Origin of the sequence: Myxococcus sp. AB056 (assembly GCF_006547365.1) — a bacterium.
GTDB classification, from domain to species: Bacteria; Myxococcota; Myxococcia; order Myxococcales; family Myxococcaceae; genus Myxococcus; species Myxococcus virescens.
In genome coordinates this window covers 132,530-150,497 of the sequence record NZ_VHLB01000002.1, presented here as the reverse complement: position 1 = coordinate 150,497, position 17,968 = coordinate 132,530, and the positions used below count along the sequence as shown (strand labels likewise).

At 70.5% G+C, this 17,968-nt stretch carries 12 protein-coding genes; 4 read left to right on the top strand and 8 right to left on the bottom strand.

The window, feature by feature from the left end; translation table 11 throughout:
- Positions 1-9: 9 nt before the first annotated feature.
- The 5 genes from FMP39_RS01730 to FMP39_RS01710 form a co-directional block, all read right to left on the bottom strand.
- On the bottom strand, positions 10-1,179 hold the full coding sequence (locus FMP39_RS01730; RefSeq protein ID WP_141588292.1) for an acyl-CoA dehydrogenase family protein: 1,170 nt from the start codon (positions 1,177-1,179) through the stop codon (positions 10-12).
- A gap of 169 nt (positions 1,180-1,348) precedes the next feature.
- Positions 1,349-2,773, bottom strand: coding sequence for an NADP-dependent phosphogluconate dehydrogenase (gndA, locus tag FMP39_RS01725; RefSeq protein WP_141588291.1), 1,425 nt, complete (start codon positions 2,771-2,773; stop codon positions 1,349-1,351).
- A gap of 37 nt (positions 2,774-2,810) precedes the next feature.
- A complete protein-coding gene (gene pgl / locus FMP39_RS01720; RefSeq protein WP_141588290.1) occupies positions 2,811-3,482 on the bottom strand; it encodes a 6-phosphogluconolactonase in 672 nt (223 codons plus the stop codon).
- Positions 3,479-5,023 (bottom strand): glucose-6-phosphate dehydrogenase, encoded by a 1,545-nt coding sequence (gene zwf / locus FMP39_RS01715; RefSeq protein WP_141588289.1) that lies wholly within the window; start codon positions 5,021-5,023, stop codon positions 3,479-3,481. Before zwf ends, pgl begins: the two co-directional genes overlap by 4 nt.
- Positions 5,024-5,146: 123 nt before the next feature.
- Positions 5,147-6,046: an FkbM family methyltransferase gene (locus FMP39_RS01710; protein WP_141588288.1), complete on the bottom strand. Its 900-nt coding sequence runs from the start codon at positions 6,044-6,046 to the stop codon at positions 5,147-5,149.
- 188 nt (positions 6,047-6,234) lie between these two features.
- Between FMP39_RS01710 and FMP39_RS01705 the strand changes: the two genes are divergently transcribed.
- Both FMP39_RS01705 and FMP39_RS01700 read left to right on the top strand, forming a co-directional pair.
- A complete protein-coding gene (locus tag FMP39_RS01705) occupies positions 6,235-6,960 on the top strand; it encodes a 1-acyl-sn-glycerol-3-phosphate acyltransferase (protein ID WP_141588287.1) in 726 nt (241 codons plus the stop codon).
- Positions 6,961-7,110: 150 nt separating this feature from the next.
- A complete protein-coding gene (locus tag FMP39_RS01700; RefSeq protein ID WP_141588286.1) occupies positions 7,111-9,810 on the top strand; it encodes a PQQ-dependent sugar dehydrogenase in 2,700 nt (899 codons plus the stop codon).
- Between the two features lie 235 nt (positions 9,811-10,045).
- Here FMP39_RS01700 and FMP39_RS01695 read toward each other — a convergent pair whose 3' ends face one another.
- Positions 10,046-10,723 carry a hypothetical protein gene (locus tag FMP39_RS01695; protein WP_228557554.1) on the bottom strand — a complete coding sequence of 226 codons (678 nt, stop codon included), beginning with the start codon at positions 10,721-10,723 and terminating at the stop codon, positions 10,046-10,048.
- Between the two features lie 234 nt (positions 10,724-10,957).
- Between FMP39_RS01695 and FMP39_RS01690 the strand changes: the two genes are divergently transcribed.
- Together FMP39_RS01690 and FMP39_RS01685 are read left to right on the top strand one after the other, a co-directional pair.
- Positions 10,958-12,202, top strand: coding sequence for an exonuclease SbcCD subunit D C-terminal domain-containing protein (locus FMP39_RS01690; protein WP_141588284.1), 1,245 nt, complete (start codon positions 10,958-10,960; stop codon positions 12,200-12,202).
- On the top strand, positions 12,199-16,107 hold the full coding sequence (locus FMP39_RS01685) for an AAA family ATPase (RefSeq protein ID WP_141588283.1): 3,909 nt from the start codon (positions 12,199-12,201) through the stop codon (positions 16,105-16,107). The genes FMP39_RS01690 and FMP39_RS01685 overlap by 4 nt, the downstream gene beginning before the upstream one ends.
- Positions 16,108-16,122: 15 nt before the next feature.
- On the opposite strand, the gene FMP39_RS01680 is transcribed toward FMP39_RS01685, so the two are convergent.
- Positions 16,123-17,046 carry a serine/threonine-protein kinase gene (locus tag FMP39_RS01680; protein WP_141588341.1) on the bottom strand — a complete coding sequence of 308 codons (924 nt, stop codon included), beginning with the start codon at positions 17,044-17,046 and terminating at the stop codon, positions 16,123-16,125.
- A gap of 5 nt (positions 17,047-17,051) precedes the next feature.
- Positions 17,052-17,879, bottom strand: coding sequence for a TIGR02266 family protein (locus FMP39_RS01675; protein ID WP_141588282.1), 828 nt, complete (start codon positions 17,877-17,879; stop codon positions 17,052-17,054).
- Positions 17,880-17,968: the final 89 nt, after the last annotated feature.

The window sequence follows — 17,968 nt, the reverse complement described above, 5'->3', positions numbered from 1 at the left end:
GGCGCGCCGTCAGGCTTCGAAGAGGACGGGGAAGCCCAGGAGCGCGCTGCCTTCCTGGGTGAACCAGCCCTCCGCCACGGCCGCGTGCTGGGTGAGGGTGTGGATGTCGCGGAAACGGCGCTGGAGTGATGCGCCATCGCGCACGGACGTGGCGCCGCCCGCGTGGTAGCAGGCCGTCACGACCTCGGCGGCTGTCTCCACGGCCCACGTCAGGGTGGAGGACACCTGCGGCGCGAGGGCGAAGGCCTTCACCGGGGACTGCTGGCAGGCGTCCCAGAACACCTCACCCATGCGGCGGAGGGCGTCGTGAGCGGCGCGGGCGCCCGTCTCCGCGCGGCCCAGCCGGTTGCGGAAGACAGGAGAGTCCACGAGCGAGGTGCGCGCATACAGCCGGCGCTTGCCCGCGCGGGCCAGGGTGAGCAGGTCGTCCACCGCGCCCTGGGCGATGCCCACCGCCACCGCGCCGATGTGCATGGCGTAGTGCAGCACCGGCACCACGAAGTTGGCGCCCGGCACGGAGGGCTGGCCGGTGAAGATGTCGAAGGTGCGTTGCTGGGGGACGAAGGCGTCGATGGCGATGTCGTGGCTGCCGGTGCCGCGCAGGCCGAGCACGTCCCAGTGCTCGATGATGCGGACCTCGTTGGCGGGGAGCAGCATGGCGCGCGTCTCGGGCATGCCCTCGGCGGGGCCCGCGCGGGGCTTTCCGTCTGCGCCAAGGACGACACAGTTGCCGAACAACCATTCACTCTGGCGGCAGCCGGTGGCGAAGTTCCAGTGGCCGGTGACGCGGTAGCCGCCGTCCACCTGCACGGCCTTGCCCTGGGCATTGAAGGCGCCGCCCACGGTGGCATTGGGCCCGGCGGCGTAGATGGCATCGAACTCCTCGCGGAGGAGGAGGGCGAAGAGTTGGGGGCTCTCCGTGGCAATCATCATCGTCCAGGCGGTGGAGGCGTCCGCGCGGGCCAGCTCGGAGAGGATGTCCAGCCCGGTGACAAGATTCAGCTCCAGCCCGCCATGGCTGCGAGGGACAAGCATCCGGTAGACGCCGATGTCCTTCAGCGTGGCGATGAGGTCCAAGGGGAGCTGTCGTGCCTGCTCAATCTCCCCACTGCGAGCGGAGAGGGCAGGGGCCAACTCACGTACCGCATGCAGCAGGTCCGCTCCGGCATCCAGCGTCATGGTCGAGGCTCCGGAAAGAGAGCTTCAAAGATGCCTGATGCGCGATGTCTGTGAAAGGTGCAGTGCGCTAATGGTTTCAGGTCCTGCGCGCCAGGGCATTCAATGAGCAGGAATTGCCGTGTCCGCGGCCCGGGCGTCCTGGGGAACGCCCGGGTCAAGCAGGCCCGTGCTACTTTCCCCACTCCGTGTGGACGAAGCCCGCTTCCGGTCTGTCCTTGCGCTGATACGTGTGCGCGCCGAAGGCGTCACGCTGGGCCTGGGTGAGGTTCTGCGGCAGCTCCGCGGTGCGGTAGCTGTCCAGGTACGCCAGCGAGGCGCTGAACACCGGCACGGGGATGCCCACGCGCGTGGCCACGCCCACCACCTGTCGCCACGCGGGGGCCATGCGCTCCAGCACCGGCGCGAAGGCGTCGGACACCATCAGGTTGGGCAGCGTCGGCTGCTGCTGGAAGGCCTCACGCAGCGGCGTGAGCAGCTTCGCGCGGATGATGCAGCCACCCCGCCAGATGCGCGCCAGCTCCGCCGGGTTGATGTTCCACTGGTACTCCTGGGACGCCGCCTGGATGAGCCGCATGCCCTGCGCATACGTCACCACCCGCGCCGCGTAGAGCGCGTCATGTGTCCACGCCGCCAGCTGCGCCCGCTCCTCCTTGCTGAGCTGCCCCACCGGGCCGTTCAGCTTCGGCGCGGCGGCCACGCGTTCGTCCTTCATGGAGGACAGGATGCGCGCGTCCAGTGACGCGGCGATGGAGGGAATCGGGACGCCCAAATCCAGCGCCACCTGCACCGTCCACTTGCCGGTGCCCTTCTGGCCCGCCTTGTCCAACACCAGGTCCACCAGCGGTTTGCCCGTCTCCGGGTCCTTCTGGCGCAGCACCTTGATGGTGGTCTCCAGCAGGAACGAGCCGGCGATGCCATGGTCCCACTGGGACAGCAGGTCCGCCAACGCGTCCGTGTCCAGCCCGAGCCCGCGGCGCAGCACGTCGTACGTCTCCGCGAGCAACTGCATGTCCGCGTACTCGATGCCGTTGTGCACCATCTTCACGAAGTGCCCGGCACCGTCCGCCCCCACGTAGGTGACACACGGCCCCATGTCCGTATTCGCGGCGATGGCTTCGAACACCGGACGCACCAGTTCGTACGCCGCGGGAGCACCGCCCGGCATGATGGAGGGGCCGTTGCGCGCGCCCTCCTCGCCGCCGGACACGCCGACGCCCAGGAAGTGGATGCCCTTGGCCTTGCACTGCTCCTCGCGGCGGCGCGTGTCCAGGAACCACGAGTTGCCGGCGTCCATGATGACGTCGCCCTCCGCCATCAGCGGCAGGAGGCGCTCCAGCATGGAGTCCACCGCCGCGCCCGCCGTCACCATCAGCAGCACCCTGCGCGGGCGCTCCAGCCGCTGAACGAAGGACTCCAGCGACTCGGTGCCCCAGACCTCGGGGTGCCCGTGCTTGCGGTGCATCTCATCGATGCGCTCCGCATGTCTGTCCCACACGGCCACCCGGAAGCCGTGGTCCGCGATGTTGAGGGCGAGGCTCGCCCCCATGACGCCCATTCCCGCCACGCCGAACTGCGCGCCCGCTGCCTCACTCATCGTTGGTTCCTCCTGGAAAGTTCGCGACTGGGAGCCCTCACCGCCCGGCGGCGGCGGGGTCCAGCATCCACTCCGAATTCGTCACCCGGGCGGCGGGGAGGCTCAGGTCTCCCGCCAGCGCCCGGCGCACCGTGTCCTGCTTGCCCGCCCCCGATACGAGGGTCAGCACGTGCCGCGCGGACCGCAATACCGGCAGCGTCAACGTCATCCGCCAGGGCGGCGGCTTGGGCCCCACCACCGCCAGGACGCGCTGCTCGGATTCCTCCAGCGCGGGGTGGCCGGGGAAGAGGCTGGCCGTGTGCCCGTCCTCTCCCATGCCCAGCAACACCACGTCCAGGGCAGCAGGCAGCTTCGCCGCGTAGTCCTTCGCGGCGGCGTCCCGGTCCTCGCGCTCACCCTCCATGCGGAACACCTGTGACGGCGACAGCCGAAGCGGACGCAGCAGCGTGTCCTCCACCATCCGGTAGTTGCTGTCCGCATGGTCAGGCGGAACGAAGCGCTCGTCCACGAAGTAGACGTCCACGCGCTCCCAGGGAAGCACCTGCGCCGCCAGCGCCCGGTACGCGGGGCCCGGCGTGCTGCCGCCCGACAGGGCCAGGCTGACGCGACGCTGGGTGGCGAGCGTGTCCTGGAGCGCCCGCGCCATCCACGCCGCGGCTTCCCGGGGCAGGGACTCGGTGGGCACGACGTGCGTGCGCGCGGCGCTCATAGGCCCGTCCACCGGCGGCCATCCCGGGCCAGCAGCGCGGCCGCGGCATCCGGGCCCGCGCTGCCACCGGGGTAGCTGTGCGCCGGGCCGCCCTCGCCGGACTCCAGGGCTTGGAGGATGGGCGTCACGAAGGTCCACGCCTGCTCCACGCTGTCCTGCCGCGCGTAGAGGGTGGCGTTGCCGCGCATGCAGTCCAGCAACAGGCGCTCGTAGGCTTCGGGGACTGGCCGCTGGAAGGTCTCCTGGTAGTTGAAGTCCATGGTGACGCCCGCGATGTTGACATCCTCGCCGGGCACCTTGGATTCGAAGGAGAGCGCGATGCCTTCCTGGGGCTGGATGCGCAGCGTGAGCACGTTGGGCTGCAGCCGCTGGCAGGTGGCGCCTTCCCCGGAGAAGAGGCTGATGGGCACCGATTTGAAGTGGATGGACACCTCCGTCACGCGTCGCTTCAGCTTCTTTCCCGCGCGCAGATAGAAGGGCACGCCCGCCCAGCGCCAGTTGTCGATGTTCATCTTCATGGCAACGTAGGTCGGCGTGCGTGAGCCGGCCTTCACGCCCTTCTCCTGGAGGTAGCCCTCGTACTGGCCGGCCACCACCGCGCGGGATACCTCGCGGCCCTCCATCGGGCGCAGCGCGCGGATGACCTTGTTCTTCTCGTCGCGGATGTCCTCGGCGCCGAAGGACACGGGCGGCTCCATGGCGCACAGTGCGAGCACCTGGAGCAGGTGGTTCTGCACCATGTCCCGGATGACGCCCGTCTCGTCGTAGAAGCCGCCGCGCCCCTCCACGCCCAGCGTCTCCGCCGCGGTGATTTCCACGTGGTCGATGTTCTGCCGGTTCCACAGCGGCTCGAAGATGGCGTTGGCGAAGCGGAAGACGAGGATGTTCTGGACGGTCTCCTTGCCCAGGTAGTGGTCGATGCGGAATATCTGCCGCTCGTCCAGCACCGACGCCAGCTCGCGGTTGAGCGCGCGGGCGCTCTCCAAATCGTGGCCGAAGGGCTTTTCGATGATGAGCCGCTGCCACGGGCGTTGGTCGGTCTGTTCCTGGCGCTTCAGCAGCCCCGACTCCGACAGGCCGTGGAGGATTTGGGGGAAGGTGGAGGCCGGGGTGGCCAGGTAATAGAACTGGTTGCCCCGGGTGCCGAACCGCTGGGCGACCCGGTCGAGCTCCTCGCGCAGGCGCACGAAGGACTTCGGGTCGTCATAGCCGCCGGAGATGAGCTCCAGGCGCGGGGCGAAGTCCTTCCAGACGGCCTCGTCCAGGGGCTGGGTGCGGGCGAACTTCAGCAGGGAGGCCTTCACATGCTCGCGGAAGGCCTCGCTGTCTCCTTCGGAGCGGCTGAAGGCGACGACGGCGAAGTTCTCCGGCAGCAAGTGGTCTCGCGCCAACTCGAAGAGGGCCGGGAACAGCTTGCGCTGGGCCAGGTCTCCGGTGGCGCCGAACAACACCAGCGCGCACGGGTCGGGCCGCCGGGCGCGAACCAGCGGGTCTCCTTCTCGGGGATGGGTCTCGATATGCAGGCCCTGATGCGCGTCCATTCGCTGCCTCCCTCCGGGTTGGGTCCGGCGGGCACCTTACGCCTTCCGAGCAACCACCGGGCAAGGGAGAGTGTGGGCAGTGACGCCGGTCCGACGTTGCGGAGCGCGCCTGCTCCGCGCCCTTCAAGGCAGGCAGAGCAACTGGTACCGCTGGGTGTCGTGCTGCTTCACTTCGCGCAGGTCGACACGGCACGCCTGTTCAATGTCTCCGAAAGGCGACACCCGACCCCACAGGCGGCGCAGGTGGCTCTGCTTCGCCTTGAAGTCGTCGGGGGCCACGTAGGCGCGGATGTTCTTGTAGTGACCTTCCAGCACCTCGCAGACGCGGCGAGGGTCGGCTCGCGCATGCTCACCCCGTGCGTGGACCTTGATGTAGAGGATGGGCTTGTCCGGACGCTCGAGCGTGGCCCGCATGCCGGCCAGCACGTCCAGCTCGAAGCCCTCCACGTCGACCTTCACGAAGTCCACGTGTGACAGGCCCTGCTTCTGGACGAAGCCGTCCACGGTGACGACCGGGACGGTGATGCCCTCCGCGCCCTCTTCGGGAACGTGTCCGTTGAGGCCCGTGGCGAAGGTGATGACGCCTTCCTGCGAGCCCACCGCCGCCTGGATGGCCTGGCAGTTGCGCAGGTGGTTGTTCTGGAAGTTGGCGTTCAGCTCCGCGTAGTTCTCCGGCTCGGGCTCGAAGCTGAAGAGCTGTCCCAGCGGGCCGATGCGGCTGCGCAGGTACATGGACAGGTAGCCGATGTTGGCCCCCACGTCGAAGGCCACCATGCCCGGCCGCAGATGGGGGGCGATGAGCGGGAGGTCCGACAGGAAGTCGTCGCCCTGCAGGTACAGCAGCATGTGCGTCGTGCTGCGGTGGGCCTTCAATGTCAGGTCATAGCCAAACAGCCTGCGCTGGACCTCGAGCGGCTGCTGACCGTTCAGCTCCAGCAGCAACCGCGCCGTGCGCAGCTGGCTGAAGGGGACGAACGTGTGGGCGAGTCGGGCGGCTCGGAGCGCGGGGTCGATGGGACGCATGGGAGCGCTCCCGCCTTTATGGCAGCGGCAGGTCCACGGGCAAGGAGCGGCGGATTGCCCTTGGGGGCTGGTCTCCATGGCCCCCCCGGGCCGGTCGGCTGGACGGGAGGGGCGCGGCCGTGGGAATGCGGGGCCGTCAGGAGGGGAGCGTGGGATGGGCCCGAAGGTGGTATGCCTGGGGCCTCGCCATGAAGTACGCCGTCACGCTCTGGTTCTGGGTCGTCTTCCTGCTCACCGCCCCGGTGCTGTTCACCCTGGGCGCGCTGCTGCTCGTCGTCACGTACCCGTTCGACCGGGACCGGCGGCTCTTGCACTCACTGGTCTGTCGTTGGTGCTACGGCCTGTGGCTGCACGCATCCCCAGGCTGGCGCACGCGAATCGAAGGCCGTGAGCTCATTCCGTCCGGGCCTTGTGTGATGGTGGTCAACCACCAGTCTGCGGCGGACATCCTCGCCGTCATGGGCCTGTTCCATCCCTACAAGTTCGTGGCGAAGGCGTCGCTGTTCTCGCTGCCCCTGGTGGGGTGGATGATGACGCTGCTGGCCTACGTGCCCATCGTCCGGGGCTCGTCCACCGCCATGAACCAGCTCCTGGACCCGTGCCGGCGCTGGCTTCGTCGTGGCATGCCGGTGCTCATCTTCCCGGAGGGGACGTACTCCAAGGGCGGGCAGTTGCTGCCCTTCAAGCGGGGCGCCTTCCAGCTCGCGCTGGAGGAGCATGTGCCAGTGGTGCCCGTGGTGGTGGAGGGCACGCCAGGGCTGCTGGACGGAGACGGCCCCTGGATGAGTCCCACCGCCTCCATCCGCGTGCGCGTGCTTCCCGCGCTGCCGCCGGAGTCCTTCGGTCCGGACTCACAGGCGTTGGCCACGCAGGTTCGCGCGCTGTTCGAGCAGACGTTGGCGAAGACGGGCTGAGTGGCCCCGCGCACCCACCTGTCCACGAGCAAGCCCACCCTGGTGCAAACAATGGGGGGCGGAAACACTGACACAATCCAATACAGGAGGGGTGTGCCCTCGCGAACGTCTCATGCGTGCTGAGGAGACATTGCGCTATCCTCAACACACATGCGCTCTACTTTGATGTTGCTTGGGTTGTTAGGGCTGTCTTCGCCCGCGTGGGCCGCGGTGCCCTCCGGCTTCGTGGAGACGCCCTTCACCTCCAATACCCTCACGCAGGCCACGGGGATGGCATGGGCGCCGGACGGTTCAGGCCGCCTGTTCATCACCCTCAAGACGGGCGAAATCCGGGTGGTGTCGCTGAAGGACGGCCAGCCTGAAACGCAGCCAGGGAACAGCACGCTGGTGACGCAGGTGTTCGCGACGGAGGATGCCATCCACACCAGCAGCGAGTGCGGCCTCCTCGGTATCGCGTTCGACCCGAACTACGTGGTCAACCGCTACGTCTATTTCTTCGTCACCGTCTCCGCGTCGGAGCAGCAGATTGTCCGCTACACGGATGCGAACGGGAGGGGCACGGCGCGCACCGTCGTCGTCAGTCGGCTGCCCACGCGGGGCGCGAACAATGACGGCGGCGCCATTGGCTTCGGCCCGGACGGAAAGCTCTACTGGGCCATTGGCGACCTGGGCAACGGCACGGGCGTGAATGCGGACCTGACGTCGATGGCGGCCAAGGTGAGCCGCGCGAACCCGGATGGCACGCCCGCCAGCGACAACCCCTTCAACGACGGCGTGGGGCCCAACAACGAGTACATCTGGGCGCGCGGCCTCCGCAATCCCTTCACCTTCACCTTCCAGCCCACCACGGGCCGGTTGTGGGTGAACAGCGCGGGCACCGACTACGAGCAGGTCTTCGTCGTCACCCGCCGAAGCCATGCCGGCTACAGCGACTACGAGAACAACCAACCCAGCGCCAACGACTTCATCACTCCCGTCGTCAAGTACAGAACCAACGGTTCCGACACCCGCGGCCTCGCCGCGGGCGGCGCCGTACGCAGCAGCGGGGTGACCACCTTCACCACCACCGGGAACCATGGCTTCCGCAAGGGTGAGCGGCTCACGCTCAGCGGTGTGGAGGATGCGAGCTTCAATGGCCTCTTGCTGGTGGCCAGCGTTCCTTCCCCCACGACCTTCACCGTGTCGCAGCCTTCGCTGCCGGACGCGGCGAGCAGCGGAGGAACGGCCACGACGCAGGAACTCGGTGGCTCCATCACGGGCGGCACCTTCTACGACGCGACCCTGTTCGACGAGGCGTACCAGGACAACTTCTTCTTCGGGGACTTCAACACCGGTCAGCTGACGCGAGTCACCCTGGAAGAGGACAACTCGGTGGCTACGGTGGATGAATGGGCCACCGGTTTCGCCTCGCAGGTGGACATGTCGGTGGGCCCGGACGGCGCGCTCTACACCATCGGCGCGTCGGGCGGCGTCTTGCGGCGCATCACGCCCGAGACGCCGGGACAGAAACTGGTGGTGTCCGGGCTGCAGCCGCGCGTCGAGGAGGGCGGACGCGCTGTCTTCACCGTGCGCCTGGCCGAAGCGCCGGCCTCCGATGTCTCCGTGCAGGTCTCTCGCGCGCTGGGCGGCTCCGAGGACCTGAGCATCGTCAGCGGCGCGGCGCTCACCTTCACCGCGTCCAACTGGAACGTGCCCCGGGTGGTGACGCTCACCGCAGCGGTGGACGAGGACGAGACGCCGGATGTCGCCACCTTCATGGTGGTAGCGGACGGGCTGCGGGAGGTGGCGGTGGTGGCCACCACCATCGACAACGACTCGCCTCGCCTGGTGCTGACCGAGTCGCAGGTGACGGTCGTGGAGGGCGGGACGGCGACCTTCGGTGTGTCGCTCTCACAGCGGCCCCCGCGCAACGTCACGGTGACCGTGGCACGCACCCGCGGGGACGAGGACCTCACCGTCCAGTCCGGGGCGACGCTGACCTTCACCACCTCCGACTGGAACACGCCCAAGGACGTCACCCTGGCCGCCGCGGCGGACGCGGACACCGAGGACGCCACGGCCATCATCACCGTGGCCGCCCCGGGCGTGGACGCGCGTGAGGTGGAGGCCTTCGAGCAGGACACGACCTCCATTCCGCCCGTCATCCTCTCCGAGCCGGTGACCCGAGCGGTGGTGGACACTCCGTACCGGTATGCGGTGCAGGCGACGGCACGCCCCGCGCCCACGTATGCGCTGGCGAGCACGGTGCCGGGTATGGGCATCGATGCCGCCACTGGCGTCATCACCTGGGAGCCCACCGAGACGGGCACGGTGGAGGTCTCCGTGCGCGTGAGCAACGGCGCCGCGCCGGACGCCGTGCAGGACTTCACCATCACGGTGAGCCCGAACGCGCCGCCCACCGCCATCCTCACGCGTCCCGAGGACGGGGAGCATGTGTCCGGCGCCACGGCGGAGTTCTACGGTGACTGCCAGGACGACGTGGGCTGCACGCACGCGGAGTTCTACGTGGACGACGTGCTGCGCTACACCGACGAGCGGACCGAAAGCCCCTACTCCTACGGCGGCGAGCCCGGCCGCTGGGACACCACGGGCCTGACGCCGGGCTGGCACCGCGTCCGCTTCGTCGTGGTGGACTCGACGGGGCAGCAGGGCTCCGCTGAGGCGACGGTGTGCGTGGGGGATGTCCCCTGTGAGTCGCCGTCGTCGGATGGGGGGACGGACGCCGGAACCGAGCCTCCGCCTCCCAACGAGCCGGGCGGCTGCAACTGCAACGCGATGCCGCTGGCGCCGTTGGCTTGGGGCTCGCTTGCGTGGCTCGTGCTCCAGCGGCGGCGGTCGCGTCGCAGCTGAGCGCGCCTGACTGCTCTTGCGCGGGCGGCCCTGCTCGGCCACCTCGTGCAGGGCATCTTTGAGCAGAAGCGCTGGAGTCTCCATGGACTCCAGCGCTTCGACGCTGCCGGGCATGCCGAGCTTCACCGCTTGGCGCCGCTCGTCCTCGAGGGTGACGTTCCCGAAGTGGCGGCAAAGCACCCTGCGCGGATGCCGCACGCGCGGGACCCACGGCGTGTCAGCAGGGTCTCCAGCCTCAGGACTGGGTGCCTTCCTGTCCGGTGCCCTCCGACAGCCACTGGGTATGGCCGCGCGTGCCCTGCACGGCGTCGGCCAGCTCACGCACGGGCGTCAGCAAGCCGTACAACTCGACGGAGGTGCATGGGACTTCGTTTATCACCTCCGCCGACAGGACGCCGTTCTCGATGGAGAAGGCCTCGAAGGCGCGGGCCAGGTTCAGCAGGGGGCGCCGCATGCCCGCGCTGAGGAGGATGGCGCGGGCCTGAGGGGTGACGTTCTTCAGGTCCAGCACGGCGTCGAGGCCGGCATCGCCAATTTGCTCGTCCTGTACGCCGAACAGCTTGAGGAACTTGTCGCCCAGCCCCTCGGGCCGGATGACCACCTCGCGCGGAAAGTCGTCGCCGAGCTCGTGCCGGATGATGGTGGCGATGCGGTACGCCTTCTCGTGGTGGCGGTACTCGGTCTCCAGGGTGAGCGGACGCCCGGCGTAGCTGCCCTCCATCTTCAAGGTCCCCGCGGAGTACATGAACCTGCCGGGCGTCGGCATGAAGGACCAGCCACGGGTGGTCGCGAAGTCCTGCCAAACCTGGATTTGATGCTTCCAGCGGCGCCAGCGGAAGTAGCCAACGATGCTCGAGACGCCGACGCCCGCCCCGAGGATGCCGGCGAAGATGCCAATTTGTAGCCCGGTCATTCCCGCGAGCATCTCTGCTCGGAGCGTATTGGCCAACCCCCTCCGTGCGTGAGGGCCTCCGTTGGGGACGTGGCGGGGCGTCTTCTCCAGAACGGCCTGGAATTACAGGAACTTGCGCACATGTCAGGGTGAGGGAGTAAGGGAGCAGGCGCCCGCCGCTTGGAGCGAGCAGCCCTCTGTTGGAGGCTGCCCGCTGGCCAGAGCGCCACGGGAAAGAGGGAGGGTGGACGCCTGATGCGCCTGCTGCACACGTCGGACTGGCACCTGGGACACACGCTGTACGACGTCTCGCGGGATGCGGAGCACGCGGCCTTCCTGGACTGGCTGCTGGAGACCCTGGAAGCGCAGTCCGTGGACGCGCTGCTGGTGGCCGGGGACATCTTCGACACGGCGAACCCCAGCGCGGAGGCGCAGGCGGCCTGGTACCAGTTCGTCGCGAAGGCGCGGCGGCGGATGCCTCGGCTGGACGTGGTGGTGATTGGTGGCAACCACGACTCCGCGGCGCGGCTGGACGCGCCGGACCCGCTGTTCGCGGCGCTGGGCGTGCACGTGGTGGGCGGACTGCCGCGAGCCCGAGGCGCCATGGACCAGGAGCGACTGCTGGTGCCGCTGCACGACGCGAAGGGACGGGTGGGGGCGTGGGTGGCGGCGGTGCCGTATCTGCGTCCCTCGGACCTGCCGCCCGTGCCCGGGGACATGGGAGACCGGCTGGTGGAGGGTGTGCGCGCGGTGTACGCGGAGGTGCTGGCCGCGGCGCGGCGCAGGCGTCAGGCGGGACAGGCGCTGGTGGCCATGGGGCATTGCTACATGACGGGCACGGAGCTGTCCGCGTTGAGCGAGCGGAAGATTCTCGGTGGCAACCAGCACGCGCTGCCCGCGGACCTGTTCCCGGACGACGTGGCCTACGCGGCGCTGGGGCATCTGCACAAGGCCCAGCGGGTGGGCGGACGCGAGGGGGTGCGTTACAGCGGCTCGCCGTTGCCCCTGTCGCTGTCGGAGGCGGGCTACCGGCATCAGGTGCTGCTGGTGGAGCTGGAAGGCGACGCGCTGCGCGAGGTGCAATCCCTGCCCGTGCCCCGGACCACGGACATGGTGCGCGTCCCTTCGCGGGACGCGGCGCCCCTGGACGCGGTGCTGACGCAACTGGAGGGCTTGCCGGCACACGACGCGGACACGCTGGAGTGGCGGCGGCCCTACCTGGAGGTGTGCGTGTCGTTGCCCCGGCCGGAGCCCGCGCTGCGGCAGAAGGTGGAGAAGGTGCTGGAGGGGAAGGCGGCGCGACTGGTGAAGCTGACGCCCGCCTATACCGGGACGGGAGGTGCGCTGGCGGAGGTGCAGCCGGGCCTCTCCCTGAAGGAACGCACGCCCGAGGATGTGTTCCGCGCGCGTTACGCCCGTGACTTCGAGGAGCCACCCGCACCGGCGCTGCTGGAGGCATTCCATACGTTGCTGACCGACGTGCAGGAGGAGTCGCCGTGAAGGTGCTCGCGATTCGCGGTTCCAACCTGACGAGCTTCGCGGGGGACTTCGCGCTGGCGCTGGACCAGCCGCCGTTGGACCGGCTGGGCCTGTTCGCGATTACCGGCGCCACGGGCGCGGGCAAGAGCACGTTGCTGGATGCCCTGTGTTTGGCGCTGTTCGACCGCACGCCCCGGCTGGGGGGACGTGGCGGCGCGCCGGTGGGCCGCGCGGACGAGGACGAGGACGCGCGGCTGTCCGCCTACGACGTGCGCGGCATGTTGCGCCGGGGCGCGGGCGAGGGCTACGCGGAGGTGGACTTCCTGGGCAAGGACGGGCGGCGCTACCGGGCGCGCTGGTCCGTGTGGCGCGCGCGCAACCGCGCCGAGGGGCGCTTCCGGCCCCAGGAAATGCAGTTGATGGACGTGGTCACCGGGCAGCTCACGGGCCGCACCAAGGGCGAAGTGCTGGCCGCCATCCAGGAGCGGCTGGGGTTGTCGTTCGACCAGTTCCGTCGCTCGGCGCTGCTGGCGCAGGGCGAGTTCGCGGCCTTCCTCAAGGCGGATGCCAGCGAGCGCGCGGAGCTGCTGGAGCGGATGACGGGCACGGAGGTGTACAGCCGCCTGTCCATGGCCGCGCATGAGAAGAACAAGGCGGAGCAGGAGTCGCTGGCGAAGCGGGCGCAGGGATTGGCGGCGATTGCCCTGATGCCAGAGGCGGAGCGCGCGGCGGCGGCGGCGGCGCTCGGTGAGGAGTCCCGGGCGCGTCAGGCGGTGGAGGCGCTGCTCAAGGACGCGGAGGGCGCGGCGGCGTGGCATGTCGCGCGGGCGGGGCTGCGGGAGGCGGAACTCGCGGCGGAGGCGAAGGCGAAGGCGGCCAGGACGGCCCTGGAGGAGGCGGCGCCGCGCGCGGCACGGCTGGAGGCGGTCCGCGAGGCGGAGGCCTTCCGGGGGCCGGTGGCGGCGGCGGAGGCCGCGGAGCGTCGGTGGGCGGAGGCGGAGGCGGCTCAGGTGGCGCGGGCGTCGGAGGTGGAGACGGCGCTGTCGGAGGTCTCGGCGCGGCGGGTGGGGCAACTGGAGGCGGAGACCGCGCGCGCCGCGGCGCAGGAGCGGGAGGTGGCGACGCGTCCCGCGCTGGAGGAGGCGGCGCGACTGGATGCGCGGCTGGAAGGTGTCTCCCGGGAGGCGCGTGAGGCGCGGGCGCGGGCGGAGAAGTCCCAGGCGGCGCTATCGGAGGCGAAGGCGGAGCTGGATGCCGTGCTCGTGCGCGAGGCCGAGGCACGGGACAAGGGGGAGGCCGCGAGGCACTGGCTGACGGAGAAGGCGCACTGGGTCGCGCTCACGAGCGAGTGGCCGCGCTGGCATCGCGAGCTGGAGCGCTACGAGGGGGCGCAGGGCGAGCGGCGCAAGGCGGGTGAGGAGTCCGGACGGCTGCTCGGTGAGGTGGAGGGACTGCGCGAGACGGTGGGCCTTCGGCGGGGGGAGCGGGATGCCGCGGTCCGTGCGGAGGAGATGGCCCTGGCCGCGGCGACGCATGCCGAGGCGGCTGTGGGGACGGAGACGGGCGCGCAGCGGCGGGCGCAGCGTGAACGCCTGTTGGCGCGGCAGGAGGCCGTGCGGGGCTTGAAGACTGCTCACGAGGGGCTCGTCGCGGATGAGGCCGAGGCTCGCGAGGCGGGCACGGAGGTGAAGGCGGCGAAGGCGGAGGTCGAGGCCGCGACGGCGGAAGCGCGCGCGGCGGAGACCCGGCGGACGCAGGGGGAAGCCGCGCTCAAGGAGGCGCAGCGCTCGCTGTCGCTGGCGCAGGCGACGCAGGGCTATGCGTCCCACCGTACATTGCTGAAGGACGGTGAGCCGTGCCCATTGTGTGGCGCGGAAGAGCACCCCTACGCGCGCGAGGTGTCCGCGCTCGATGGGCTGGTCGCGGAAGCAGCTTCGCGCGTGGAGACGCTGGAGAAGGAGCGGACCGCGGCCACCCAGGCGGAGGTGGCGGCGAGCGCTCGGCGCGCGGCGGCGAATGCGCGCGCCGGACAGGCGGAGGCGCGCAGTCAGTCCGCGGAAGCTCGCGCGGAGGCGCACGGCGAAGCCTGGCGGAAGGGCCGTGCCTCGTGGCTGGAGTCCATCCGGGAAGCCGGCGCGGAAGTGTCCTCCGTTACCACCTCCGTGCCGGAGTCCGATGGCAGCGCTCGAATGTCCAGTGCGGACGGGGGCGCCGAGGCTGCGCGGTCGTCGGCGCGAGCCGGAGGCGCTGACGCGTCGCCACCGGCCGTGGGGGGCTCGCCCGAGGCGGGCGCGTGGCTCGACGCGGCGCGTGCCGAGGTCGCGGAGCAATTGGCGGCGCTGAAGGCCGACGAGCAGGCCGACGAGTCACTGGCCCGCACCGCGCGAGAGGCCCGCGCGGCGCTGGAGACGCAGCGCACGCGGCGCGAGGTGGCGGCGGAGTCGCTGCGCCGGGCGGAGGAGGCGCTGTCGCGCGCGGAGTCGGTGCTCAAGGACGTCCATGCCCGGCTCGAGACCGCGGAGCAGACGTTGCGGCAGGCGCTCGCGGAGGTGTCACCCGTCTTCACCGCGGACGTGGGCTGGGAGCGGAAGCTGGAGGAGGACCCGGCCACCTTCCGCCGCAAGTGTGGAGAGCGGGTGGTGATGTGGAAGGGGAAGGAGGAGGCCCGGCTGAAGGCGGAGGAGCGCGAGGCCGAGGAGCAGCGTCATCGCGCCCGGGCGCAGGGATTGGTGGAGGTGAGCACCCGCCACGCCGAGGAGCATCAAGCCTTCGCCGTGCGCAAGGAGCAGGAGCGCGGCGAGCTGACCCGCGCACGCGCGGCTCTGCTGCACGGCCGTCCCACGGCGGAGGTCCGCGCCGAACTCCAGGCACGGCTGGAGGCCACGGAGTCGGCCTTCGAGCAGGCACGTGAGCGCGCCGAAGCGGCGCGTCAGGCGGCGCAGGTCGCCACCGCGCGTGCCGAGGATGCCGTGCGCGCCAGGACGGAGGCGCTGGCCTTGCGTGAGTCGGAAGGCGCCGCGCTGACAACGCTGCTCGCCGCGCGTGGGACCACGCTGGAGGCCGTGCGGACGCTGCTGGCATTCGACGCGGCCTGGCGCGAAGCCGAGGCTCGCGCACTGTCGGCCCTGCGCGAGGCGCTCGCCCAGGCGACCGCCGTGCTGGCGGAGCGAAGCGAGCGTCGCGCGCGGCACGAGGACTCCGGTCCTCCGGCGCTCTCCGAGCAGGACGCGGGCGCCGAATGTGAGCGGCTGCGCGCGGAGGTCGAGGCCCGTCGTCATGCCGAGGCCGCGCTGCACGCGCGCCTGGAGGCGGACGACACGGCGCGGGCGCGGCACGGCACCGAGGCCGCGGCCCTGGAGGAGGGCCGCCGCGCGGCGGAGGTGTGGAAGGTGCTGGGCGACCTCATCGGCTCGCACGACGGCAAGCGCTTCAAGGTCTTCGCCCAGAGCCTCACGCTGGACGCCTTGCTGCTGCATGCCAACGCGCACCTGCGGGAGCTCGCGCGGCGCTACCGGCTGATGCGCGTGCCCGGACACGACCTGGACCTCCAAATCGTGGATGGGGACATGGGCGACGAGGTCCGCAGCGTGGCCAGCCTGTCCGGCGGTGAGAGCTTCCTGGTGTCCCTGGCGCTCGCGTTGGGGCTGGCGTCCCTTTCGTCGGAGACGACGCAAGTGGAGACGCTCTTCATCGACGAGGGCTTCGGCACGCTGGACCCGGAGACGCTGGAGGTGGCCCTGGCCACGCTGGACGCGCTCCAGGCCACGGGCCGGCAGGTGGGCATCATCTCGCACGTCAGCGGCATGGCGGAGCGCATCGGCGTGCAGGTGCGCGTGGTGAAGCAGGGCGGCGGGCGCAGCCGGCTGGTGGTGGAGGGCGACCCGGGCATGGTGCCTCCTTCCATGGGACAGCAGGAGGTGGCGTAGCGGACCCTGGCGGGCTCAGGTCTCCATCAGCCCGCGCACCACCGCGGCCACGGCCAGGGGCGTGGCCACGCGGTCATCGCTCAGCGGCACCAGGGCCCGGGCGAACTGCTCCGCGGAGCCGAAGCGCTGCGAAGGGACGGGCGCTAGCGCGCGGTCCAGCACCAGCGCCAGCGCGTCGGGGACGCCGGGCACACGCATGCGTACGGGCGTCACCCGGCCGCCGCGGATGGAGGACTCCACCTGCTCCTCCGGGCCGGAAGGGAAGGGCGACTCAAGCGCCAGCAGCTCGTAGAGCAGCACCGCCGTCGCCCACAGGTCCACCGCCACGGACACGTCGCCCGCGAGCAGCTCCGGGGAGCGGTAGTGCTGCTTGCCCAGCCGCCGGATGTCCTGCACCGCGCCCGCGCGGGAGCGCGCCACGCCGAAGTCCGCCAGCTTCACCTCACCGGTGCGGGACAGCAGCACGTTGTGCGGGGACACGTCACAGTGCACCACGCCCAGGGGGCGGCCCGTGGTGCTGACGGCATGGTGCGCGTGCGACAGGGCCTCCAGCACCTGCCGGACGATGAGCACGGAGATGTCGATGGGCAGCTCGATGCGGCGACGGCGGCACCGCGCCAGCACGCGGCCCAGGTCGGGGCCTTCCACCAACTCCAGCGCCAGGTAGCCACCGTCCGGCAGCTCGCCGTACTCCACGAAGCCGACGATGTATGGGTGACGCAGGCAGCGGGCGAGCTCGGCTTCGTGCAGGAGCTGCTCGTGGGCCTCCGCGTCTCTCATGCGCTCGGGACGCACGCGCTTGAGGGCCACCTGCGCTCCGGCATGTGGGCCCTGCTGCATCCGCGCGAGAAACACCTCCGCCATGCCGCCGCGTCCCAGCCGGGACAGCAGTTGGAAGCGGCCATGGTCGCGAGGCCAGATTTCCCGCACGTTCTCCATCACGTTCAGCCCACGCCACCCGCGAGGCTCGCCAGGTAGTCGTCCAGCGTCTGGGAGAAGGTGGCGTCATCGTTGAGGAACGCCAGGCCCACGCCGCCCGTGTACGGGTCGTCCACCACGTGGACCACCACCGCGTCGCCTTGCAGGCGTTCGCCGTTGGGCAGCTTCACGTCCACGGTGACGACGCTGTCGGGCAGGGGCCGGTGCGCGGTACGCACGAAGAGGCCGCCGTTGGAGATGTTGAGGGCGTGCTCACGCACGAAGTCCAACTCGGTCCGGAACTCCATCTCCAGCTTCACGGCGAAGCGGCGCCCGCGACGCTGAGGCCCCTCCGGCGGGCGGACGAGCACCTGGTGAGTCTGGTTGCTGGGAGAGGGAGCGGGCGCCTCCACGGGCTTCGGGCTCGTTGGAGGCACGGAGGCCGCGGCGCCACCCACGGTGGGCCCCGCGGGCCGCACGCTGCTGACAGGCAGCGTAGCCAGGTGCTGTTGCAGCACCCGCGCCGCGGCGGAGCATTCGTCTCCCCGGAAGGTGGTGCCGCCTCCGAAGGCCGCCGCGCGAAAGGCATCTCGCTCCGCCTTGGGCAGACGCCACAGCTCCACGAACGTGCCGCCGCTGCGCTTCGCGTCCTCCGCGAGCCGCTCCACGGCGGAGCGTGGATAGCCTGGAGCCTCCACCTTCAATTCAATGCCTGCTTCCTCGGGGCGCAGGGCCACCATGAGCTGGAGTGACTGCGCGGAGGTGAGCACCTCGCCAATCCCTTCCACCCAGGCCGCCACGCGCTCCGGGGGAGCCGAGCCATTCCACAATGCCGCAAGACCGAAGACGGGCACGGGTGCGACGATAGCCGAGCCCTCTCAACCCGCGAACCCCGTTTACCAACAGCCTGGGCGCAATCCAGCCACGTCACTGGACTGGGATC